We start from the raw sequence: 20,171 nt of genomic DNA, 5'->3' as shown, positions 1-20,171 counted from the left end.
GTGTCGACCGCTCCACGGTCACCCGGGCGATCGGCGAGGTGCGGCAGCTGCTCGTCGATCGGGGCTGCACCATCGCGGCCGGTGTCCGGCTCCGCACCCCCAGCACCATGATTACGGCCGAAGGCAGATAGGGATCGGGCCGGCCCGTGCCGATATGGCGCGCGCGGGTCAGGCCGGGCGCCAGGCCCGCTCTGGGACGCGGTACCGCTCTGTTCACGCTTTGGACCGCACAGCTTGCTGCCACTGTCGGCCCGGCTCGGCCCGGAAGGGACAGGTGGCAGGATCGCGAGATGCCCGACTTCCTTCGTGCCCTGTGGCTGCGCGGTATCGCCTTCAACGCGGCCGCGCCCGCAGAGGCGCTGATACGTCTGCTCGACCCGGTGGCGGGGAAGGCCGGCCCGCTGATGTGCGAGGGCCGTGACCTGCCCTGCACTGTCGTCGATGCGGCCCTGCGCCATCCGGCCGAAGATATCCGTGGCGCGCTGGCCCGCAACCGGTTCATCGATCCGGCGAGGCTCGCTCCGCTGGCAAGGGACCCGTCGGGCCTCGTCCGCGCACGGCTCGCCGGCGGCCCCGATCCCAACTGCGGCTTCAGGCTCCGATATGTCCGGCCCCTCCCGGACGACATCCTCGTCGCCCTCCTGACCGCGCAGGACGGTGGCGACGACGGAAGGCTCACTGCGGAAGAGATCAGATCAGAGCTCGAATCGTCCCGGCAGATGCCGCTGTCCTTCCGCCGCTCCCTGGCCGATCGCGAGCACTCCGGGCTCCGAATACGGGCCGCCCAGAGCTGGGATTCGCTCACCCCCGAGCAGCGAGAGGGGCTGCTCGACGACCCGGACCCCGCCGTCCGCGAAGCGGCCGAGAAAGCCGACTGGATGCTGGACCCGCGACAGGTGGAGGCCCAGCTGCCGGACTGCGACGCGCGCGGCAGGTTGTTTGTGTTTGCCACGTGCGCCCTGCCCGACGCGGTCGTCGACCAGTGCCTCGCGGATGGCATCGCGCTCCCCCTGGCCCGCAACCCCCACATCCCGGCCCATGCCGTTGCCCGGCTCGCCCGCCACCCCGAGGCCGAGGTCCGCGCGCTGATCGCCGCCCGCCCCGACCTGGAACCGCACCTGATCGCGGAGCTGAAGCAGGACCCGGACGACGGCGTGCGCATGCGGGTACGCCTCAGGCCTTTCCCCCGCACCTGGGACGAGTACAGCTGGTTCAACTGGACCGTCGACCACGGACCGGACTGCACCTGCCCGATCATTGAGCCCGACATCCACTCCTCACCCGAATGGTTCGCCGCCTGCGCAGCATCCGGGGAACCGGTGCTTCGCCAGGTCGCGGCGAGGTCGCCCCGCCTGCCTGCCGAACTCGTCGACAAGCTCGCGCAGGACGACGACGAAGCGGTACGCGTCGACCTGGCCTGCCACCACCCCCTGGCTCCGCCACGTCTCCTCCTGGACGTCTTCGTCACCCGCCCGGTCCACCGACCGCACCTGCTGACCCTGCCCTGTTTCCCTCGCACCGGCACCGCCCACCTGATCAACCACCCAGACCCGCAGGTACGCGCCCTGGCCGCGGCCGACCCCACCCTGACCGACCGCCCCCCGCTGAACGACCCCGACCCGTCCATACGTCGGGCAGCCGCCGTCAATCCCTCCCTGACCCCCGAAACCCTGGAGACCCTTCTCACCACCTCCCACACCGCCGAAGGCGCCGCTGCCAACCCTCCCTCCCCGCCTCCCGCATCCACGCCCTCCTCGACCACTGCCTGACCACCACGGACTGACGGCCCCAGCCCCGGTCCAGAACGCACCAGGCAAGCAGATAAGCCCCCACATGCCACGCACGGAAGCCCACCGACCCCACTGCTCCCCGCACGGGAATGGACCCAGACCCACCTCCCGCCGCTGGAACTGCGCCCTACATACGGGCACGGGCCAGGAGCACGACGGCCTGACGGCCCTGGCCGCCGAGCCCCGGAGTCCGTTGAGGCGGAGGACCCGTCGACTGCTCAGCTTCAGGTGTTCTCATAGGTGCGGTGGGTGCGCTCAGGGTGGGGTGGGAGCGGATAGGGGCTGTTTTCACCGGTGTGGTTGCGAGGGCTGGTGGTTGTCCACGCCCACTGCACTCCCAGCGCTCATAGTGCGTCTCGCTGCTCCTGGGCGGGCTTGTGGATGTCGGCCCTTGGAGTTTTGAGGCCTATTCGCCCAGCTTTACCGGTACTGGCTCGTCCTGGTCGTTGACAGCGACCTCGATGACGGCTTCGCGTGGGGTTGGTCGGTTCGGGCCTTCTCGCTCGACCCACCGGGCCAGGGCTGCGAGGCCGCACCGCAAGGAGGCGCCTGGACGGCCAGGGCGATCAGCCGCTCCTGCTGTTCGGGCGACAACTGTGCCCAGGTGCACGGTTCTTGTTACTGCCACCGCCACCCGTCCATGTCATCTCCATCGAAGACTCTGCCGGACGTGACTGTTCCTGTGTCGGGGTGGCATGTGTGTCGAGGGTGTCGTGTCAGTTGTGGTGGCGGAACTTTACGGTGCGTGGAGGGCGTTGGCAGGGTGGTGCGCGATGATGCGTGCCCGGTGAGGCACGACGTAACAGAAGTTGAGGTGGCACGAGTGGCGATGTGGGATCGGATCAAGGACCAGGCGGCCAGGGGTCTGCAGCAGGCCCAGGGGGCGCGCGGCGGCTCCGGCGGCCACGGGCCGTCCGGTGCACGGTCCGGGGGCGGTTCCAGGGCCGAGCTCGTGAGCGCGCTGAAGTCGCAGCTCACGTCGCTGAAGACGGAGCTGAAGAGCGGCGCTTTCCGGGACGCCAGCATGGCCATGTGCGCGTTGGTGGCCGCCGCCGACGGACGGGTCGATCCGGCCGAGCGCCAGCACGTCGAATCGCTCATCCTCACCAATGACGTGCTTCAGAACTTCCCCGCCGACCAGCTCCGCCAGCGTTTCAGCAAGCACGTCGACCAGCTTTCGGCCGGTTTCGTCATGGGCAAGGCGGCGGTGCTCCAGGAGGTCGTCAAGGTGGCGAAGAAGCCCGCCGAGGCGCGGGCCGTCATCCAGACCGGCATTGTGATCGCAGGTGCGGACGGCTTCATCGAGCCTGCCGAGGAGCAGATCATCCGCGAAGCGTGTGCCGCGCTCGGCCTGACGTCGGCGGAGTTCGGTCTCTGACCCGCTGACCCGCTGACCCGCTGACCCGCTGACCCGCTGACCCGCTGACCCGCTGACCCGCTGACCCGCTGACCCGCTGACCCGCTGCCCCGCTGACCCGCTGACCCGCTGACCCGCTGACCCGCTGATCTCGGTGAAGAGGCGTGCGGCCCGCGGATTGCGCCGGCCCCACCGGGTCGTCCCGGTCGACCAGGTAGGCGTAGGTGGCGCATGCGACGACCGGTCCACCGCCGGCCCGCAGAGCGGCCTGGATCGGCTTGGCGGTGGTTCGTACTCCGAACTCGTTCAGAGCAGGTTCGTTCTCCAGCGAGCACACCACGATCAGTCGGGGGACAGTGCGCGGTGGATGTCTTCGCAGGTTTACGGCACCGGTTCGGCATCGGAAAGTCGAAGGTCCTGACGTCGATGCCGGGCGTCGGCGTCAGGACCGGGACCCGCATCCTGATCGAGGTCGGCGACGGCAGCACCTTCCCGACCGCCGGCCACCTCGCCGCCTATGTCGGCCTCGCCCCAGCAACCCGGAGCTCGGACTCCTCGATCCGCGGCGAGCAGCCCTTCCGACGCGGAAACAAGCAGCTCAAACGGGCCTTCTTCCTCTCCGCGTTCGCCGCACTCGACGACCCGGCATCGCGGGCCTACTACGACAAGAAGATCGCCCAAGGGAAGCACCACACCCAGGCCCTGCTCTGCCTCGCCAGACGCCGGGCAGACGTCCTGTTCGCGATGCTCCGCGACGGAACCCTCTATGAACCGCAGCCCATTCGAGCCGTCGCTCCGCAGACCTGGACCATGGCCAGGAGATGATCCGTTGGTCCGTAGTCGATCTTCCAGTCGGCATAGACCCCGCAGAACCCATCCTTGATGCACCGCAGGCCCATGGTCACCCAGCGGACCGAGCTGTCGTTGCCGAGCGAGAACGCCACCGCGGCCTCGAACTCCTCGCTCCCGCACGGGCAGCCGGCCTCGCCGGGCTCGTCGTCCTCCCAGGACTCCTCGTTCCAGTACTCCTCGCTGTCCACGATGAACACACGGCGGTCGCAGCCCGAACACTCCCGTTCCGCGCGGACACCCTCGCCAACCTGATCATCAGCATGCACGGACGTATCGTTCCAGACGCCCTGAACCGACACCGACGCCGCCGCCAACGTCCTGGCGCCGCTGCACGAGGCGATCGGCGAAGACCTCGCGGCCGGGCTCGCCCGCTCTCCGGCGGCCGCCGCACCCTGCACAGCGCCCTTCTCACCGTGGACGCTGCTGATCGGCGGCGTCCTGAGCGCCCTGCGGTCGGCCTCCGGTTACCTGGCCGCCTTTCACCGTGCCCTGTGCACGATGTACCGGCTGCCCGACCCCGACCACCCCTGCGCGGCGTACATCCTCATCCTCTACCGCACCGGGCCCCACGCCGACAGGGCCGGAACCGACAGTCTGCTACTCGATGCGCCGTGTCGTGGTCCCCGGCTGGACGGGTACCGCGGGCAGGGGAGCGGTGCACGCCGCGCAGCGGCGGGCCTGGGCCGGAACGGGGCTGAGGCATTCGGGGCAGTCCCGCTTGGGCGCCTGGACGTCCTGGTGCGGCGCGAGACGCTCGTGCAGCTTGTTGATCGGCAGTACCACGAGGAAGTACAGAGCACTGGCGAGGAGCAGGAAGCTGATCATCGCGTTGATGAAGGCACCGTAGGGGAACTGAGTGGCGCCCACGGTGAAGGACTTGCGGTTCATGTCGCCGGTGGCGCCGGCGGCCAGCCCGACCAGGGGCGTCAGGAAGGCGCTCACGAAGCCGTTGACGACGGCGGTGAACGCTGCCCCGATGACGATGCCCACGGCCAGGTCGACCACGTTTCCGCGCAGGATGAAGCTGCGGAATCCTTTCACCTTCTCGCTCCTCGGAGTTTCTCGACGTCGACGGGCGGCCCGGGAGTGCGGCCGGTTCCTTGCCCGGATGCCCGGCCGCGCCCCGCCCATACCTGCCGGGTGCCGGTCGGGATCGTGCCGGCGTTCGCTGTTCTGTTGTTCGGCGGGTAGGAGGGGCGCATCTGTCGACGATGGTGAGAGGGGCCGGTTGTGACGGGAGCGTTGGTTGCGGGTGGATGGGGTCTGTTCGCGGGGGCGGCCCTGCTGGTGGGGGCGGCCGTCGGCACGTTGGTGCGGGTTCCGCCCCGGCTGATCGCACTGGTCATGGCCTTCGGCAGCGGTGTCCTGATGGCCGCGGTGTCGTTCGAACTCATCGCCGAGGCGTACGAACGCTCCGGCATGGTGCCCGTGGTCATCGGCGCCGTCGGCGGTGCCGCCGTGTACTCGGGGGCCAATGCCCTCCTGGCCCGGCGCGGCGCGCGGTACCGGAAGCGCTCCGGGGAACAGCAGCCCTCCGAGGACGAGACGCCGGGGTCGGGCAACGCCATAGCCCTGGGAGCGCTGCTGGACGGGGTCCCGGAATCCGTCGTCATCGGTACCAGCCTGCTGGGAGGCGGGCACCTGGGAGTGGCGACGGTGGGGGCGGTGTTCATCAGCAACCTGCCCGAGGGACTCGCGAGCGCCGCCGGGATGCGTGCCGCTGGGCGCGGTCGCGGATACGTGTTCGCCCTGTGGGGAGGCATCGCCGTGGTCAGCGGTCTGGCGGCACTGGCCGGCTACGCCCTGCTGGGCGGTGCGTCCGCGGCGGTGATGGCGACGATCACGGCGGTGGCGGGCGGGGCGATACTGGCGATGATCGCGGACACGATGATCCCCGAGGCGTACGGCAGGGTGCACCTGCTGACGGGCCTGGTCACCGTGATCGGCTTCCTGTCGGCGTTCGCTCTGGCCCACCTTTAGGGCGTGCCCGGGGCAGCGGGCCTCGGCGCGCGCCGGGGGCATTCCGCTCCGACAGCTGGCGGCGACCGGCCCCATGGTGGAAGCATGTCCGGGAGGTCGACGCCGCAACGGGCAAGTCGCCATCGAGCGTCGAACGCCTTTTTTCAAGGGGGAGTTGGGATGCGATACGACGGCTTACGCGGATGACGGCACCCGACTGGATCATGCCGGTCCTCGTGGGCGCCTTCCTGGCGTTCTCGTACCGCGTCGTGCGCAAGAGCCGTGCCGGGCTCGGCACGGCGGTGCTGTTCATGGCGGCGCTGAACGTGATCCTGCTCTGGACCCTCTGGGCGACCGGTCCGTCCTGGGCGGCACCGGTGGTCGCGGTGGTCTCCCTGCTGGCGGCCACGGCCAGCGCGTTCGCGGCGCTCCGCGCCACAGTGGCCCGGATCGAGCGCGTGGACACCGCCCGCTTCCACGATCTCGTACGGGCGGTGACCGAAGCCCCGGGGCCGCAGGTCATTGGTGTCTGCGTGTCACCCAGGGGTGCCCTGGTGCTCACCGCCTTCGGTGACGACACGCGGCCGGAGGGCCGCCAGTTCCACCTGCCGCCCGGCACTCACTGCCCGTTCTGCCTGGTGGAGGATCAGGCGAGGGACTTCCTCGGCCCCGAAGACCCGTTGTTGCACGAGTACCGCACCCATCTCGCGCGAGGGAGCAGCCGCCATCTGCTCGTCAGGCGCGCCTCCCAGGATGAGCCGTGGACGGGCCGGCTGCGCGACCGAATCCACTACCGGGTTCCGGCCCCGTCCCTGCGCCCGCCCTGCCCGGAGCACGACCCCCTGTTGAACGCGGCCCGCTAGGAGTTGTCGCCGAGTATCCTCATGTGGTGGAGCCGTTCGCGGTGACCGGGTGGCGGGCGGCTCTGTGGGCGAAGGCGGGGGTCCTGGTGCGGCCATGATCCGCTGGGCGATGACCGGCGTCATGGTCCGTCGACTCACCCCCGGCCGATCAGCAACCCGGCCCGGTCCCCGAACACTCTCACGCGTCGATCAGTGAGATCTCAAGTGCGGTCCGAGCGAGCGTGGTGCTCACGGTCGCGATTGCGCCACCTCACGACCACAAAGGCCGTGAGGGCAAGGGCGCTCAGGACGAGGACGGCTTTGGAGAGGAAACCGACGTACTTCTCCACCACGTTCCACTGGTCGCCCAGCCAGTAGCCGGCCATGATCAAGGCGGCGTTCCAGATCAGGCTGCCGAGCGCGGTCAGCGTCACGAACAACGGCAGGGGCATTCGCTCCACCCCGGCCGGGGCGGAGACGAGGCTGCGGAAGACCGGCACCATGCGGCCGAGGAAGACCGCCTTGTTGCCGTGCTCGGCGAACCACTTCTCCGTGCGCTCCAAGTCGGAGACCTTCACCAGCGGCAGCCTGGCCCAGAGGGCGTGCACGCGCTCGCGCCCGAGCAGCATCCCGAGCCAGTAGAGGAGCAGGGCTCCCACGACCGAGCCGAGGGTGGTCCAGAACATCGCCGAGAACAGCGTGAGCACGCCCTGCCCGGCCGCGAAGCCGGTCAGGGGGAGGATCACCTCGCTCGGCAGGGGCGGGAAGAGGTTCTCCAACGCGACGGCCAGGCCGGCTCCAGGGCCTCCCAGAGCCTCGATGAGGTCTGATGCCCAGCTCGCGGGTCCGCCCGAGGGGTGGGACTGCTGTGCCGCCGAGTACGCGGGGTGGTGCATGGTGGCCTCCAAGCCGCCGGGTCCATCGGTCGCCCGGGTGTACGCTCCTGCTTTCTCCTCGCCAGGAGGCGCACCGGCCGATGACGGTCCACGGCCCGGGAGTGTCTTCCCTGCTACCCGCTCCGTCACGATCCCCACCCCCGCGGACGGAACGGATGCGGACGTATCTCCCTGTGCAGGGCCGCGCCACGCCACGTCACGATCGTCCTGCAGGTGAGGAGCCAGGCGACGGGGGGCCCTGAGGGCACGAATTCTTCCCGGGGGCGCATGTTCAGGCGCGGGCGGGGCAAACGGGTGTCACTTGTTGGACCGTGAAAGGCCGGCCTGTGTTGACACCCGATTCCCGCCTCCTCCGTTCCCTGCTCACCCGTTATGCCGATCTTCGTATTGCCGAAGTGCGTGGTGAGAAGAGGGAGGGACAACGACTGGAGGACGTCTCGTACACCCTGTGTGTGGTAACCGGCACGAACCGAGTCGAGGACGCTCTGGCGGCCGCCGACACCCTGCTTGCCGCGTCCCGGGTGACGAAGGTTCGCTCGCGTCCGTCCGCCACCGACCTGCCGGTGACGGAGCTGGCCGCCTGACGGCCCGATGGTCCCGCCCCTGTCCGTGATGAACCACCTCGGGGGCGGGCCGGCACCTCGGCAGGAGCGGGCGGTGCGTGGAGAGGGGCTCTCCCCTCCTGGTCCGATCGTCGACTGGTCTGATCGTCCACCGGGGTGATCGTCGCTTTGCGCGCCGTCGTCGCCGGCAGGGTTGCCGTCACTGACGGACCACCGACAGCGGTGCCGCCGTCGGTGCGGAAGTGCTCACTCACAGAACCTTTGGCCACGGGTATTCTCTGGCGATGTCGAATCGATCAGTGGCGGCGGGAGTCGGTCTCGCCGGTGTGATGGCGCACTGCGGCGGAAGCCCGGTGGGTGCCGTGGAGCTCTTGGTGGGGGCGATAGCCTCGGCACCGGCGGCTCCGGAGCCCTATGCGGCCCTCGCCGAGTTGTGGCAGGACCGACGCTCGGAACTGAAGGAGAGCCTCGAAGAGGACGGCTCTTTGAGCGCTGTGCTGGCGCAGGCGTACTTCTTGTTCCTCGAAGGGGACATGGACGACGCGGTGATGGCTCTCGGTTCGGTCACGGGTGTACGGCCCCACGTGGCATGGGGTGCTGCGCCCTGGTTCGGCGATGCGCGCTTTCTCGGTGCGGTGAGTGCTGCGGCGCTGGCCGAGGCGTGTCTGCGGACGTTGGACTACGGCCACGACCTGGACACCGACGAGATGCGGGAGCGGTTCGCGCCCTGGTTCCATGCCCTCGATGCGGTGTCCGAACGGGATCCCGTGCCGGAGTCGCTGGCCGCCATGGCCCGGCTGCCCCGGGCCTGCGGCCGGTACGAACTCTCCTTCGCGCTGTGCGACCGCGCCGATGCCGTCGATCGGGTCATGTGGACCGCAGTCGCACGAGCAGCCACCTGGCGCGTGAGGGGCGACCTGGATCAGACTGCCGCGGCCTTCGAATGCGCCCTGCTCCTGGACTCCACCAACTGGTCCCTCTACCTGGACCTGGCGGACGTGCGTGCCGAGCAGGGCGACTTCGCCGCCGCCGCGGGCCTCGTTGAACAGGGCCTGCGATACGAACCTCACGAAGTCGCCCTGCGCGCGGCGAGCGCCGCCTACCGCACACGCCTCACCGGCTCGTCCGATGATCTGAGGGCCCTGATCGACCTGGCGCCGGAGATCGCGAACACCACCTACCGGAACCTGCTGATCGACTACGCGTGCGCGGGACCGAAGCTGCCCCGGGGGCTTGTTGCCAAGGCCCACCGCATCCGTAAGAACTGAAAGGGCTGTCGTCCCTACCGGTGCCAGTCAGGACGGCCTTCCGGTTCCTGGTCACGTTCCGCCGGACAGTGCCCAGGCGTCGCGGCCCCGGCCAGGATCCGCCGGACACGCCCTGGACCGCGTCGTCCCAACGACGGCGGGGGAGAGCTGTAGGGCGCCGTGCCCGGCTCGATTCCTGGGGGTGGGTAGGGTGTCCGTGGGGAGGAAGATCATATGAACCTTCGGCGGAAGGCTGTCAGAGCGGTCTCCGCGGTGGCGCTGGGTGTGTTCGGGCTGGGCGGCGGACTCGTGGCCGCATCGCCGTCGGTCGACGGTCCTTTGACGGTGCACGAGTTGATGCGGGTGCTGCCCCGTACCAAGGACGTCCCGGGGTACCGAGTGGACATGCAGCGGCCCAACACCACCTTCGGGAGTATCGATCAGCCCTGTACGCCGCTGGGAGATGTCCTGTGGTCGCCCTTCCCGGAGACCTGGACGGCCCGAGCCCGTGCGGCGGCGATACCGGTGGGTGTCGTGGGCGGCAGGAGCTGGTGGGAGGTGGAGCTGACCAGTTACTCGGAGGAGGAGGCGAAGGCCTTCATGGCCGACCTGGCAGGAGCCGTGCCGCGGTGCGCCCGGTTCGAGGGCATGCCGCACTACGAGGAATGGCCAAGGAAGTTCACCCTGTGGCCCGCAGCGGCGCCGGAGCATGCCGGTGACGAGGTGATCTCCTTCGTCATCGGCGGGGGCGGGCCCGGCGGCCGGGAGGACGGCCTGCGGTTCACCGTGGCGCGGGTGGGCGGGGTGATGGCCGTGTACGCCGGCGAGGTGCCGGGGCATCTGTACGCGGAGCTGCGGCGGAAGCTGGAACGCAAGACCGGCTAGGGTCTGCCTCTTCGATCTTGTCGGATGTCACGGAAACCTGGTCGAGTTCGTCCCGGACGGGCCGTACTCTGGCCCGCATGGCCCACGCGAAGACCCCCTATGTCTGCCTGCCTTGTCGGGCCTCTTACAAGCAGCCTTACCGCGGTGACCACGACCGGATCTGCCCACGCTGTGCCGAGCCGTTGATCCATGTGGGTTCCGCCTTTGCGACGCCGCGGCGGCGCGACGCGGCTGCCTGGCGGACCCTGTCGGTACTTTTGAATGCCGGTGTCCGCTTCCACAAGAGCTGCTGCGGCGGCCCTGGCTATCGTCCGCGCACACTCGGCGAGGTGCGCGAGCGGATGGCGTACGCGCGCAGGACCGGCGAGCCGTTCGCGCGTGCATTGGTGCGCCGCGAACTGTCGTAACCCTTGGCTCAGCGGAGCAGCCGTGCCCGTCGGGTCACCTGACTCGTCGGCTTGGTACGGCTGGTCGCGGTGATCTGACGGACGAGCAGCGGAGTTGCCTGGAGCTGCTTCGGTCGGTGTGCAGCGGGCGTTGCGGCAGGTGGTGGGATCGTCGGCAGGTGATCAACGAGCTTCTGTATTGGGTGTGGACCGGAAGACGGAGGCTTCCGGCTGCGGCCTCAGCACGCGAGGATCACCCCATGGACGACCTTCTCAAGTTCATTCACGCCCGGTACGAGGCGGACAACCATGCCTACGCCGAGGTGGCCCATCGCTTCGGTGGCGACGCCGTCCTCGACAGTCACCTGCCGATGCTCGACCTGATCGACACGCTTGCGCGGGTCTGCGAGGCCATGGACCCCGCAGACCCGCGCTTCGACGGCCTCATCTACACGCTCCGCGTGCTCGCGCAGTCCTACGCGGAGCATCCGGATTACTGCGAGGAATGGCGCCCTTAAAGGCCGATCAAAGAGACAGCCCCTGGGTGACCATTGCGGGCAGCCGTCGGTCTCAGGTGGTGGTGTTCACTGTCTCCTCGACCATCCCGAGTGTGGTTTCGGGGTGCAGGAAGGCGAAGCGGGCGACGGTCTCGCCCTGCCGGCCGGTCGGCGCGACGGACGCGGTCCGGCCGGCGAGGAGGCGGGCGGACCATTGCGCGTAGTCCTCGGCGGTCCAGCCGATCCGGCGGGAGAGCACGGTGGACAGCTCGGGTTCGCGGACGAGTTCGAGGTGCGGGGTGTTGCGGATGGGCGTGGCGGTGTTGTGGGAGAGGGCCAGCGCGTGCTCGATGGCCTCGGTGTAGGCGCGGGTGCCGTGGACGGCGAGGGAGAACCACAAGGGAGGCCGCGAGCGCGGCGGCTGAGGTGGTGGGCATAGTCGCCGGGGTTCTACTGCGTGTCGTCGGTGTGCAGGGCGTCCAGGTAGGAGGCGTCCTGGGTGTGGACCGCCCGGGCCGGGTGCGGCTCGCGGTAGAGAAGGGCGGCGCGGTCGAGCGGGGCGAACAGCCATTTGTGGGGGTCGATGACGAGCGAGTCGGCGTACTCGATGCCCGTGTAGCGATCCCGGACGCTGGGGACCAGGAGACCGGCGCGCAGCGCGGGGCCGGTCAGGCGGTGGTCCACGATCGGCACCTCGGAGGGTTCGACACCGATGACGCGGAAGGCGTTGCCGATGGAGGAGTGGGCCTGGTCGGACACGGCGAACCGGACGCGGTCGTATGGGCCGAGACCCTGTCGGCGCCGGGCCGTGTCGTGCGCGGTGGCCAGGGCCGAGAGGTTCCGGGTCCGCGCCCCCTTCGACGACGCCGACGAGCTGGAACCGGTCGTGAACGAAACCGGCTTCGCGCTCCTCGCCCTGGCCAACGCGATCGCCACCCTGCTGGACGTCCCCATCACCATCGAGGACAGCCGTTCCCGCATCCTCGCCTTCTCCGGCCGGAGGAGCCCAGCAGCAACGCCGCCGTTTCCGTGCCGGCTGTACCGATACGCAGAACAACCGACGGAACCCAGTGACCAGGGGTCTTCTTTATGTGATCCATGCCCTCATCATGTGCCGTGGAACGTCAGGCCGTTGGCCGACTTCGATGACGCTTTCCCTCGAACCTCGAACCTCGAACACGGGTCACGCGGCTGATGTCAGCTCAGTCGGTGTCGTCCGGGGGACTGCCCCGTAGGCGACCGGGCTGCGGTGTCCGAGGGGGAGTGGCGGCGTCGGATGTTGCGGCGGTACAGCTGGCGGAACACATAGAGGAGGGCTTCACATCCGCTGGACGAGCTCTACCGGCCCTGGAGCGTCTCGCGTTTGAACGCCACCTTGAACGACTCGGCAAACACGTTGTCCACGCTGAAGCGGTGGAGGGACTCGTCCGTCCAGGTCCTGCCCGGACGGTCGTGCTGCTCGTCGAGGTGCTCGTGTGGCGCCAGGTTCCGGTGGTATGGACGCCGTCCGCCGATCGGGAGGTTCGGTTCCGAAGGTGTGATCATGAAGGGATGGAGCCTTCCGAGCCGTTCGATGTCCTTTCCCTTCGGCATGTTCCCGCGGATCCGAGGTCATGGCGATCGGCGGCGCGGATCCGCGTGCTGGTCGACGGGGTGGATGTCGTGGAGACGATCCACCCCGACAGCGATTCGAGCCTCTTTCACGAGATGCTGATCGGCCCGCCCGGAACGTGGCCGCTGAGGGCCGGCGGTGAACCGCGGCGGGTCGAGCTGTCGAACAACTACTGCGTCACCGATTGCTGCGGGGGCGTCTTCGTGACCGTCGAACGGGCTGGTGGTCTGGTGGTGTGGACGTGGGAGAACACGAACGACATCCGGGTGCCGCTGCCACCGGACTCCCACTTCGACGCCGACCGGTACGACGCCGAGCTGGACCGCTTCGCCGCCGACCACAGCTGGGAAGAGCCGGTCGACACCGCCGCACGCTTCCTGGCCCGGGAACTGGTCACCCTCGACTGGCACCGGCGGTGGAACTGCCTGACCCCGCCCTGGGGCTTCGGCGTCTCGGTCGGCGACCGCGACGAGAAGGCCCACATCACGATGCGGTTCCGCGTCGAGGATTCGCTCCTCGCGACGACGTTTCGCCACTGCACCATGTACGTCACCGGGAACGAACCCGTCGGGGACCAGGTCCGTCGGTTTGCCGAACGTATCGCCACCTCCGACCCGCGCTCGGCCGCACAGCACAGCTGATCCGTTCCCGGGCCGCTGAGCCCGGTAGGGAGGTCCGGCAACCAGGGTTCGGGCAACGGATTCAACACCGCTCGTATCACTCCGCCCTTGCCCACAGGAACGACTCTTGTGCGGGAACAGAGAAATCACATGATCGTCCGGACAACCCGCTAGGAGCGGAAGGATGAAGACGAGCATGCGCACCTACGCGACTTCGGGGTGCCGGTTGGAGGTGGGGGCGCGCCTGTCACACTTGAGCGGTGCGTGCCGCGACTGGCGGTACGGGGGAGAACGGATCTCAGCGTGTCCAGATGGATTGTGCTCGCCATACCCGTTGACGGTGTCAGTGAGATGGATCGAAACGCACGAACGCTCGCGGAATTCGACGGCAGTGCGGAGGAAGCCGAATCGGCCCTGCTGGAGGCGGCGAACACGTACACGCACAAGCTCTGGAAGGTGAACCGACGAGAGATCTTCAAGTGCTCCAGCCGGTCCTACTTCCTTCGCATCCACGGCCGAATGGCGACGTACGGGTTTCTGCTCCAGCTCGCCGAGCTGGTCCACGACACTGCGGAACCCACGAGCAAGTCCCTCGCCTGACCGAAAAAGGCCCACCACAGAAGCCGTGCCAGAGCCCGTCCCCATGGACAGAGCGACCGTGACCGACGTCTTCGCCACGCTCTGCATGGCATGGCGTGGCATGCCAGGACGCCGCGCCTCGTTGTCCGTTGGCAGTCCTCGGGGGCAATGGGCAAGTCCTACCCCCCCCGCCGTCATCTTCTCGATCGATGTCCGGCACGACGGCGCCCACGTCCTGTGGACGCTGGGCCGGAGGGAGTGAGGGGGCCTGGGCGCGGGCGGCTCCGCGCCCAGGTCGTCGGCCGGGGTCAGCCGCCGCAGGCGGAGCGGATCTTGTAGAAGGTGGAGAGGTACTTGGCGTGGTAGTCCGCGCTGGTGATCCGGACGAACGCCTCGTCCGCCGAGCGCAGTGACGAGCCGATGAGGTTGGCGCTGCCGGTGTACACGCGGGGCGTGATGTCGCCGTTGTAGTCGCCGTCGATCAGGATCTGCTTGTTGTGCGGACGCACGTCGATGCCGGGTCCGTTCGGGATCATGCAGGCGCGGTGCTGGATGGTGGCGTTGGTGAGCGTCGTCTTCACCTTGGCCTCGGCGGAGGCGTACACGATGTCGATCCAGCAGCCCTTGGCGCGCAGATCGGCGAGCTTGTTCGCGACCTGGATGCGGGAGTCGTTGAAGTAGAGCATGACGATGCGGATGTCGGTCTGGTGCCGCTTGCCGTCGGTGCCCGTGTAGGCGCACGCCACCTCGTCGAGGGCGTTGACGATCGTGTCGCTGGCCGGGTTGTTGTAGGAGGAGTCGCCGCGCGGGAAGAAGTAGCCGCGGTAGGTGGAGCCGGTCGGGGTGGAGAAGTAGGCGTTGTTGTTGCCGCCCGCGAGGTACCGGCCGGCGCGGAGCTTCTCGTGGTAGGAGGCGTAGCCGTCGTGGACGGGGCCGTCGGTGAAGGTGACGGCGTCGTTGAAGGATTCGACCTTGTACCAGTTCGTGAGGTTGGAGGAGGTCTGGAAGACGACCTTGGAGTAGATGGTCCCGTCGCCGAAGGGGCCGATGGAGGAGAAGAGGAAGAACTTGTTGTGGTTGTACGCCGGGCCGGGCGGCGCCACGCTCAGGCAGCCGCGCTGCACGTCGTCGACGCCGTCCGCGTCCTCGAAGCGGTCGTCGCAGACGACGATCCAGGAGCGGGCGGTGTCGGTGGTGCCGAGGGCGTTCTTGAGGGAGGTGTAGGCGGCGTTGGCGTATTCCTTGCCGTTGGCGTCGACGTAGGTCGAGTCGTCCACGACGAGCTTGACGCCGACCCCGCGCGTGTGCGCGGCGAGCAGCGCGTCGGCCACCGCCTGGTCGGCGAGCTCGAACATCGAACCGCGGATCGTCTGCCCGGCGGGCGTCGCGTTGATGAGGTCGACGAGCTGGGTGAAGATCGCCTTCTGCTGGACGGGGGTGCCGAACGGGTCGTTGAAGACGGGCCCGTTGACGACCGGCTTGACGGGCGCGGCGCCGGCCTGGGGCGCGGGCGCGGCGACGAGCAGGCCCACGGCGGTGAGCAGGGCGGCGAGGATCCGGGCGGGACGGCCTGGCCGACGAAGACCCGGCGTACCCGTACCCGTACCCGCACTCGTACCCGTATGCGATCGGAGACGAGGACCGGAAAGTAAAGGGCGGCTAAATGTAAAGGACATGGCAACGACCATCTCACGGCGGGGCCGGCACCTACCAGACCATCCGCCCCGCACTGCCTCCTGCTTCCCGCCCCCCTGCCCCGCTCCGTCCCGCCTCCCGCCGATCCTCCGCGATGCGGCTTCAGGCAGGTTCCAGACCGGCTTCGGCCCGGCGGTGGCCGGCCGCCGCCAGGGCCTCCCTCACCTCGCGCACGACGCGGGCCGCGTCCGCGGGGTTGTTCACCACGTCCGTACGGTTCATGTCGACGACGAGGACGTCGCTGGCCGAGTAGTGGAGGTGGACCCACTCGTCGTAGCCGGACCACAGCGTCCGGTAGTACTCGACGAGGCCCGCGTCCTGCTCGAAGTCGCGGCCCCTGAGTCCGATGCGGCGCAGCACCGTCTCGAAGTCGGCCCGGAGGTAGACCATGAGGTCGGGCGCCTTGCGGTAGGGCAGGCCGTCGATCTCGCGCATCATCTCGTCGAGCAGCCCCTCGTACACCCGCATCTCCAGGGCGCTGATGCGGCCGAGGTCGTGGTTGACCTTGGCGAAGTACCAGTCCTCGTAGATCGAGCGGTCCAGGACGTTGTTCCCCTGCTTGTACGCCTGCTTGATCGAGGCGAACCGCGTCTGCAGGAAGTAGAGCTGGAGCAGGAACGGATAGCGCTTCGCCTGGATCTCCTCGGGCGTCGCCGTGTAGAAGAGGGGGAGGATCGGGTTGTCGTCCACGCTCTCGTAGAAGACCTCGCTCCCCAGTTCCCTGGCGAGCAGCTCGGCGACGCTCGTCTTGCCGATACCGATCATGCCGCCGACGCAGATCACTGCCATTCCTCACTTCTCCCCTGGCCTCCCGCACCCCGCGGGCGCACGAGCGGCCGGTACGCCACCAGCCTCGCCAACACTACATCTGGGCAGGTGATGCTCTCGCCACCCCAGATGTGGGGTGGCGAAAGTGCCCGGCAGGTGATCCGGGAGAGGGCCCGAACGGTGGCCGTCCTGGTGACACCCGGCCAGGCACTGCGGACTACTGCTCATCCGCCCACTGGGCGAAGGTGGTGAGCGGGATGCCCAGTTCCCGGGCGAATGCGGGCCGGGCGGGCTGCAGGACCACGTTGTTCCACTCGTGTCCTGCTCCCCACGTCGGCATCCCCGCGTCAAGAGCCTCTTCCATGGTCATGCAGGGCGCGGTCACGGGCACGCCCCAGGCGGCGGACAAGGTCTGTGCGATCTGCTCCATCGTGAGCAGGTCACTGGCCAGTTCCAGTTCCACCTGGTGGAACCGGTCGGGGTCCAGGAGGGTGTGTGCCGCGGCCGTGCCGATGTCCCGCACGGCCACCAGGGCCAGTTCGGTGCCCGGCTTCAGTACCGTCAGCAGTCCGCCGCGGGGCCCCCTGGGTGCCAGCAGGGGCAGGTTCTCCATGAAGAAGGCGGGCTTGATCACCGTCCAGCGGGCGAAACCCGCACCACGCACCATCTCCATGATCGCCTGCTTGGTGTGGAAGTAGTCCGCCAGCGCCGCCCACCGGCCCTCGGCCCAGCCGGCGACCCGGGTGTGTTCGCCGACCCCACTGGTCGAGGACTGTACGAACTGCTGCACTCCCGCCGCCTTCGCCGCGTCCACCAGATTGGTGGCCTGGGCGAGTTCGCCCGCGAAGTCCACGCCGGTCCCGGCCATCGGCGGCATCTGTACCGAGAACACCGCGCGGACTCCTTCGACCGCCGGTTCGAGGGAAGCCCGGTCGGAAAGATCTGCCCTCACCAGTTCGGCGCCCAGCGCCTTGATCGCCCGGGCAGGCTTCGAGCCCGGATCGCGTACGAGCGCACGTACAGGCACCTCGGCGGCCAGAAGCGCGCGAGCCGTGGCCCCGCCTTGCTGGCCGGTGGCACCAGTGACCAGGACGGTATCGCTGCTGCTGGGCATGGTTGCTGCTCCTCACGGATCAGAGAGACAAAACGGCGGGGCCCGCCGTTTTGCCTGCCGGTAAGATACGGCGGGGCCCGCCGTTTAGCAACGAGGAGATCATGACCGGTGACCGCTCGGACGCCCGACGCAACTATCAGCGCATCCTCGCCGTCGCCGAAGCCGAGGTCGCCGCGCACGGCGCCCAGGCGTCCCAGGAGAAGATCGCCCGCACCGCAGGCGTCGGTTCGGCGACCGTACGCCGTCATTTCCCCACTCGCCGTGCCCTTCTCGAAGCGGTCTTCCAGGAGCGCGTCGAGGGCCTGTGCGAGCGCGCCCAGCGGCTGAGTGCGACCGAGGACGGCCGCACCGCCCTCCTGGAGTGGCTCCACGCCTTTGTTCTCTACGCCGTCTCGGCCCGCGGATTCGCCCATGTCCTCAGCTATGAGCCCCCCACCGAAGAACCCTCCCCGAACAGCTGCGGCGGCAGAATCGAAGCGGCCGCAACGCCCCTGATCCAGCGGGCCATTCGCGACAAGGCGGTTGCACCGCACGTCACCTTTCACGACCTGCTGACCCTCTCCGTCGGCATCGCCCTGGCCACTGAGCACCACACGGCCCCCGACATCCAGGCCAGCCGCCTCTTCCGCCTCGCTGTGGAAGGGCTCAGCCCTGAGCAGCGCACAGCCGGGGGGACGGCGGGCTCCGGTCCTTCGGCGCCGGTGACGGGAAGTCTGCCGAATGAGCACGTGTGACAAATGAGATGCCTCATCGGTGACAACCAAGTCGCCTCGGCCGACCCTCTCCACCAGTTCATCCGGCGTCGCCGGTGACAGCTCCTGAGCCTCGGCTCACTGGTCCGGGCCCGCTCGGTCTCCATGCTCATTGATCCGAAACGCTGTGAGTTCACGCCCGTTGGCAGTGTGTGAGTGAGCTGGTGGGGGATACGAGGGCCTGGTCGACTCTCCAAGCTGTACGGTGTCCGCTTCACCGAGCCCGGAGTCGGCAAGTGCCGCAAGCGGTGGGGTCTGAGCTTCCAGCGGCCGACAAGCGGGCCGTCGAGCAGGATCCGGAAGCGGTCCGGATCTGGCGTGAGGAGACCTGACCGGCGATCAAGGCCAGGGCGAAGGCGGAGAACGGCGAGATCCTCTTCGGCGACCAGGTCGGGATCCGCTCGGACCGGGTCACCGGTCGCACCTGGGGTGCCAAGGCCACGGGTGCGATTCCCGTCCTCCCCTCCTCCGCGAAGCCCCAGGGCGGAAACCTGGGGCTTCTGCGTCGCCCGGTCCGGTTCCGGAACCACGCGCAGCCTGCGCACCACGTGGTCCCCGCGCGACCCGAAGCGGGTGCTCCGGTCGGCGCGGGGCTCCGTGCCGGATCCGGTCAGGAGGGCGTATCGCGCATGTCGGGGCGGTTCCTGGGCAATCCGAAGCCCGCCATCTCCTTCTCCTCGTAGGACAGGAATCCCAGACTCCGGTAGAACGCGTGGTTGCGCCTGCCCTCCGCTGCCGACTCGTGGTCCGTGGACAGGAGGAAGAAGCGGCAGTGCGAGTATCGCCGCATGAGGTGCTCGACCAGGGCTCGGCCGATGCCCTGCCGGTGATGGGCGGGGTTGACCACGACGTCCTGGACGTAGCAGACGTGTTCGTCGTCGGAGATCGTGCGGGCCAGGCCGAGGAGCCTTCCCGAGCCGTCTCGCGCCGTGACGACCAGGTGGGAGTTGGCCAGGCCCCGGCACAGCCTGTCGACGTCGCGGGTGTAGCCCTCCCATCCGACCGACTCGTAGAGGTCCAGCATTTCCGCCGGATCGAACACGTCCTCCGTCGCTACGAACACGCCGGAACCTCCCCCAGTGCTTCGTGACACGTCAGTTCTCTCCCGTTCCCCGCTCGGGCGACCCGGCGGTCGTGAAGATCCGGTCCAAGTGGTGACGGAGCACCGCGATCGCCGACTCCGGACTCCGCTGCCCCACGAGGATGCCGGTGCCCATGGTCGCCGCCATCGCGAGCAGGCTGATCGCCTCCGTACGGGCGTCGGCGTCCGGGTCGGCCAGGCCGACCCCCTGCGCCTGCTCGAGGAGTCCGGTCAGGGAGTCCTCCGCGGCGTCGGGGCTGTCGATGAAGGGCTGCGCGGCCAGTGCCCCGTCGGTCACCGACAGGATCGCGTACGAGGTGTACAGCAGATGGAAAGTACGGCTCTCCCCGTCGGTCGGCAGCGAGGCCAGCAGCAAGGCCTCCGCAGTGGCCCGCGGGCCGGGGTCCGGACCCGCGGCGGCCAAGCGAGCACCCACCCGTGCGGTGAAGCGGTCGGTCAGATGGTGGAGGCCGTAGAAGAGCAGCTTCTCCTTGGTCTCGAAGTAGTACTGCACGAGGCGGAGCGACACGCCGGCCTCCGCGGCCACCTCGCGCATGCCGACGGCATGCAGCCCCCGCCGCCCCGCGACCTGGATGAGCGCCTCGGCGATCTGGGCGCGCCGCTCCTCGTGATCCACACGCTTCGGCATGTCTCCGTGTCTCCGCCCGTCGTCGAT

23 protein-coding genes and 2 pseudogenes are annotated in these 20,171 nt (G+C 68.9%); 14 read left to right on the top strand and 11 right to left on the bottom strand.

Annotated features, from left to right (window positions below; translation table 11 throughout):
* Window positions 1-290: 290 nt before the first annotated feature.
* The 3 genes and pseudogenes from AB0398_RS21970 to AB0398_RS21960 form a co-directional block, all read left to right on the top strand.
* Window positions 291-1,769, top strand: coding sequence for a hypothetical protein (locus AB0398_RS21970; RefSeq protein ID WP_366377290.1), 1,479 nt, complete (start codon window positions 291-293; stop codon window positions 1,767-1,769).
* Between the two features lie 844 nt (window positions 1,770-2,613).
* Complete coding sequence (locus AB0398_RS21965; RefSeq protein ID WP_366377289.1) at window positions 2,614-3,168, top strand: TerB family tellurite resistance protein; 555 nt, start codon at window positions 2,614-2,616, stop codon at window positions 3,166-3,168.
* A 387-nt stretch (window positions 3,169-3,555) separates the two neighbouring features.
* Window positions 3,556-3,972, top strand: a pseudogene (locus AB0398_RS21960) (transposase); the annotation flags it as partial.
* Here the strand turns inward: AB0398_RS21960 and AB0398_RS21955 are convergent.
* Both AB0398_RS21955 and mscL read right to left on the bottom strand, forming a co-directional pair.
* Window positions 3,912-4,196 carry a hypothetical protein gene (locus AB0398_RS21955; RefSeq protein ID WP_366377288.1) on the bottom strand — a complete coding sequence of 95 codons (285 nt, stop codon included), beginning with the start codon at window positions 4,194-4,196 and terminating at the stop codon, window positions 3,912-3,914. The pseudogene AB0398_RS21960 and the gene AB0398_RS21955 overlap by 61 nt on opposite strands.
* A 400-nt stretch (window positions 4,197-4,596) precedes the next feature.
* A complete protein-coding gene (mscL, locus tag AB0398_RS21950) occupies window positions 4,597-5,040 on the bottom strand; it encodes a large conductance mechanosensitive channel protein MscL (RefSeq protein ID WP_366377287.1) in 444 nt (147 codons plus the stop codon).
* 189 nt (window positions 5,041-5,229) lie between these two features.
* Here mscL and AB0398_RS21945 point away from each other — a divergent pair, with 189 nt between their 5' ends.
* Window positions 5,230-5,979 carry a ZIP family zinc transporter gene (locus AB0398_RS21945; protein ID WP_366377286.1) on the top strand — a complete coding sequence of 250 codons (750 nt, stop codon included), beginning with the start codon at window positions 5,230-5,232 and terminating at the stop codon, window positions 5,977-5,979.
* A gap of 182 nt (window positions 5,980-6,161) precedes the next feature.
* Window positions 6,162-6,821 carry a hypothetical protein gene (locus AB0398_RS21940; protein ID WP_366377285.1) on the top strand — a complete coding sequence of 220 codons (660 nt, stop codon included), beginning with the start codon at window positions 6,162-6,164 and terminating at the stop codon, window positions 6,819-6,821.
* Between the two features lie 200 nt (window positions 6,822-7,021).
* Here the strand turns inward: AB0398_RS21940 and AB0398_RS21935 are convergent, their stop codons facing one another.
* Window positions 7,022-7,696, bottom strand: a complete 675-nt coding sequence (locus AB0398_RS21935) for a DedA family protein (RefSeq protein WP_366377284.1) — start codon at window positions 7,694-7,696, stop codon at window positions 7,022-7,024.
* Window positions 7,697-8,007: 311 nt separating this feature from the next.
* Between AB0398_RS21935 and AB0398_RS21930 the strand changes: the two genes are divergently transcribed.
* From AB0398_RS21930 to AB0398_RS21910, 5 genes are all read left to right on the top strand, one after another.
* Window positions 8,008-8,280 carry a DUF5133 domain-containing protein gene (locus AB0398_RS21930; protein WP_366377283.1) on the top strand — a complete coding sequence of 91 codons (273 nt, stop codon included), beginning with the start codon at window positions 8,008-8,010 and terminating at the stop codon, window positions 8,278-8,280.
* 308 nt (window positions 8,281-8,588) lie between these two features.
* A complete protein-coding gene (locus AB0398_RS21925; protein WP_366377483.1) occupies window positions 8,589-9,527 on the top strand; it encodes a hypothetical protein in 939 nt (312 codons plus the stop codon).
* A gap of 213 nt (window positions 9,528-9,740) precedes the next feature.
* Window positions 9,741-10,391 (top strand): hypothetical protein, encoded by a 651-nt coding sequence (locus tag AB0398_RS21920; RefSeq protein ID WP_366377282.1) that lies wholly within the window; start codon window positions 9,741-9,743, stop codon window positions 10,389-10,391.
* 77 nt (window positions 10,392-10,468) lie between these two features.
* Window positions 10,469-10,798, top strand: a complete 330-nt coding sequence (locus AB0398_RS21915) for a deoxyxylulose-5-phosphate synthase (RefSeq protein WP_366377281.1) — start codon at window positions 10,469-10,471, stop codon at window positions 10,796-10,798.
* Window positions 10,799-11,037: 239 nt separating this feature from the next.
* Entirely contained in the window at window positions 11,038-11,295 is a 258-nt protein-coding gene (locus AB0398_RS21910) for a DUF6221 family protein (protein WP_366377280.1), read from the top strand.
* A 52-nt stretch (window positions 11,296-11,347) separates the two neighbouring features.
* On the opposite strand, the gene AB0398_RS21905 is transcribed toward AB0398_RS21910, so the two are convergent.
* The 3 genes from AB0398_RS21905 to AB0398_RS21895 form a co-directional block, all read right to left on the bottom strand.
* Complete coding sequence (locus AB0398_RS21905; protein ID WP_366377279.1) at window positions 11,348-11,674, bottom strand: hypothetical protein; 327 nt, start codon at window positions 11,672-11,674, stop codon at window positions 11,348-11,350.
* Between the two features lie 50 nt (window positions 11,675-11,724).
* Complete coding sequence (locus tag AB0398_RS21900) at window positions 11,725-12,228, bottom strand: pyridoxal-dependent decarboxylase (RefSeq protein WP_366377278.1); 504 nt, start codon at window positions 12,226-12,228, stop codon at window positions 11,725-11,727.
* 384 nt (window positions 12,229-12,612) lie between these two features.
* Window positions 12,613-12,819 carry a hypothetical protein gene (locus AB0398_RS21895; RefSeq protein ID WP_366377277.1) on the bottom strand — a complete coding sequence of 69 codons (207 nt, stop codon included), beginning with the start codon at window positions 12,817-12,819 and terminating at the stop codon, window positions 12,613-12,615.
* A 6-nt stretch (window positions 12,820-12,825) separates the two neighbouring features.
* Here AB0398_RS21895 and AB0398_RS21890 point away from each other — a divergent pair, with 6 nt between their 5' ends.
* Together AB0398_RS21890 and AB0398_RS21885 are read left to right on the top strand one after the other, a co-directional pair.
* Window positions 12,826-13,527 carry a hypothetical protein gene (locus AB0398_RS21890; protein ID WP_366377276.1) on the top strand — a complete coding sequence of 234 codons (702 nt, stop codon included), beginning with the start codon at window positions 12,826-12,828 and terminating at the stop codon, window positions 13,525-13,527.
* A gap of 282 nt (window positions 13,528-13,809) precedes the next feature.
* The gene (locus AB0398_RS21885; protein ID WP_366377275.1) at window positions 13,810-14,106 is read left to right on the top strand and encodes a hypothetical protein; all 297 of its coding nucleotides are present in this window, start codon (window positions 13,810-13,812) and stop codon (window positions 14,104-14,106) included.
* A 287-nt stretch (window positions 14,107-14,393) separates the two neighbouring features.
* Here AB0398_RS21885 and AB0398_RS21880 read toward each other — a convergent pair whose 3' ends face one another.
* From AB0398_RS21880 to AB0398_RS21870, 3 genes are all read right to left on the bottom strand, one after another.
* On the bottom strand, window positions 14,394-15,617 hold the full coding sequence (locus AB0398_RS21880) for a phospholipase D-like domain-containing protein (RefSeq protein WP_366377274.1): 1,224 nt from the start codon (window positions 15,615-15,617) through the stop codon (window positions 14,394-14,396).
* 265 nt (window positions 15,618-15,882) lie between these two features.
* Entirely contained in the window at window positions 15,883-16,569 is a 687-nt protein-coding gene (locus AB0398_RS21875; protein ID WP_366377273.1) for a deoxynucleoside kinase, read from the bottom strand.
* 196 nt (window positions 16,570-16,765) lie between these two features.
* The gene (locus AB0398_RS21870; RefSeq protein ID WP_366377272.1) at window positions 16,766-17,662 is read right to left on the bottom strand and encodes an NmrA/HSCARG family protein; all 897 of its coding nucleotides are present in this window, start codon (window positions 17,660-17,662) and stop codon (window positions 16,766-16,768) included.
* Window positions 17,663-17,763: 101 nt separating this feature from the next.
* On the opposite strand from AB0398_RS21870, the gene AB0398_RS21865 reads away from it, so the two are divergent.
* Both AB0398_RS21865 and AB0398_RS21860 read left to right on the top strand, forming a co-directional pair.
* Window positions 17,764-18,396 (top strand): TetR/AcrR family transcriptional regulator, encoded by a 633-nt coding sequence (locus tag AB0398_RS21865; RefSeq protein WP_366377271.1) that lies wholly within the window; start codon window positions 17,764-17,766, stop codon window positions 18,394-18,396.
* A gap of 201 nt (window positions 18,397-18,597) precedes the next feature.
* A pseudogene (locus AB0398_RS21860) lies at window positions 18,598-18,875 on the top strand (winged helix-turn-helix domain-containing protein); the annotation flags it as partial.
* A gap of 149 nt (window positions 18,876-19,024) precedes the next feature.
* Here AB0398_RS21860 and AB0398_RS21855 read toward each other — a convergent pair.
* Window positions 19,025-19,477 (bottom strand): GNAT family N-acetyltransferase, encoded by a 453-nt coding sequence (locus AB0398_RS21855; RefSeq protein WP_366377270.1) that lies wholly within the window; start codon window positions 19,475-19,477, stop codon window positions 19,025-19,027.
* A 31-nt stretch (window positions 19,478-19,508) separates the two neighbouring features.
* Window positions 19,509-20,144 (bottom strand): TetR/AcrR family transcriptional regulator, encoded by a 636-nt coding sequence (locus AB0398_RS21850; RefSeq protein ID WP_366377269.1) that lies wholly within the window; start codon window positions 20,142-20,144, stop codon window positions 19,509-19,511.
* Between the last annotated feature and the right edge of the window lie 27 nt (window positions 20,145-20,171).

It is taken from the genome of Streptomyces sp. NPDC086147 (genome assembly GCF_040702165.1).
Taxonomy (GTDB): Bacteria; Actinomycetota; Actinomycetes; order Streptomycetales; family Streptomycetaceae; genus Streptomyces.
The sequence above is the reverse complement of the archived record's forward strand: the minus strand, read 5'-3'. Positions and strand labels throughout refer to the sequence as shown.

What these genes read in the sequence shown, in the direction of transcription:
- AB0398_RS21970 (WP_366377290.1), top strand. Translation starts at nt 291, where the DNA reads ATGCCCGACTTCCTTCGTGCCCTGTGGCTGCGCGGTATCGCCTTCAAC.
- AB0398_RS21940 (WP_366377285.1), top strand. Translation starts at nt 6,162, where the DNA reads ATGACGGCACCCGACTGGATCATGCCGGTCCTCGTGGGCGCCTTCCTG.
- AB0398_RS21935 (WP_366377284.1), bottom strand. Translation starts at nt 7,696, where the DNA reads ATGCACCACCCCGCGTACTCGGCGGCACAGCAGTCCCACCCCTCGGGC.
- AB0398_RS21925 (WP_366377483.1), top strand. Translation starts at nt 8,589, where the DNA reads ATGGCGCACTGCGGCGGAAGCCCGGTGGGTGCCGTGGAGCTCTTGGTG.
- AB0398_RS21920 (WP_366377282.1), top strand. Translation starts at nt 9,741, where the DNA reads ATGAACCTTCGGCGGAAGGCTGTCAGAGCGGTCTCCGCGGTGGCGCTG.
- AB0398_RS21915 (WP_366377281.1), top strand. Translation starts at nt 10,469, where the DNA reads ATGGCCCACGCGAAGACCCCCTATGTCTGCCTGCCTTGTCGGGCCTCT.
- AB0398_RS21910 (WP_366377280.1), top strand. Translation starts at nt 11,038, where the DNA reads ATGGACGACCTTCTCAAGTTCATTCACGCCCGGTACGAGGCGGACAAC.
- AB0398_RS21900 (WP_366377278.1), bottom strand. Translation starts at nt 12,228, where the DNA reads ATGGGGACGTCCAGCAGGGTGGCGATCGCGTTGGCCAGGGCGAGGAGC.
- AB0398_RS21895 (WP_366377277.1), bottom strand. Translation starts at nt 12,819, where the DNA reads ATGATCACACCTTCGGAACCGAACCTCCCGATCGGCGGACGGCGTCCA.
- AB0398_RS21890 (WP_366377276.1), top strand. Translation starts at nt 12,826, where the DNA reads ATGGAGCCTTCCGAGCCGTTCGATGTCCTTTCCCTTCGGCATGTTCCC.
- AB0398_RS21875 (WP_366377273.1), bottom strand. Translation starts at nt 16,569, where the DNA reads ATGGCAGTGATCTGCGTCGGCGGCATGATCGGTATCGGCAAGACGAGC.
- AB0398_RS21870 (WP_366377272.1), bottom strand. Translation starts at nt 17,662, where the DNA reads ATGCCCAGCAGCAGCGATACCGTCCTGGTCACTGGTGCCACCGGCCAG.
- AB0398_RS21865 (WP_366377271.1), top strand. Translation starts at nt 17,764, where the DNA reads ATGACCGGTGACCGCTCGGACGCCCGACGCAACTATCAGCGCATCCTC.
- AB0398_RS21850 (WP_366377269.1), bottom strand. Translation starts at nt 20,144, where the DNA reads ATGCCGAAGCGTGTGGATCACGAGGAGCGGCGCGCCCAGATCGCCGAG.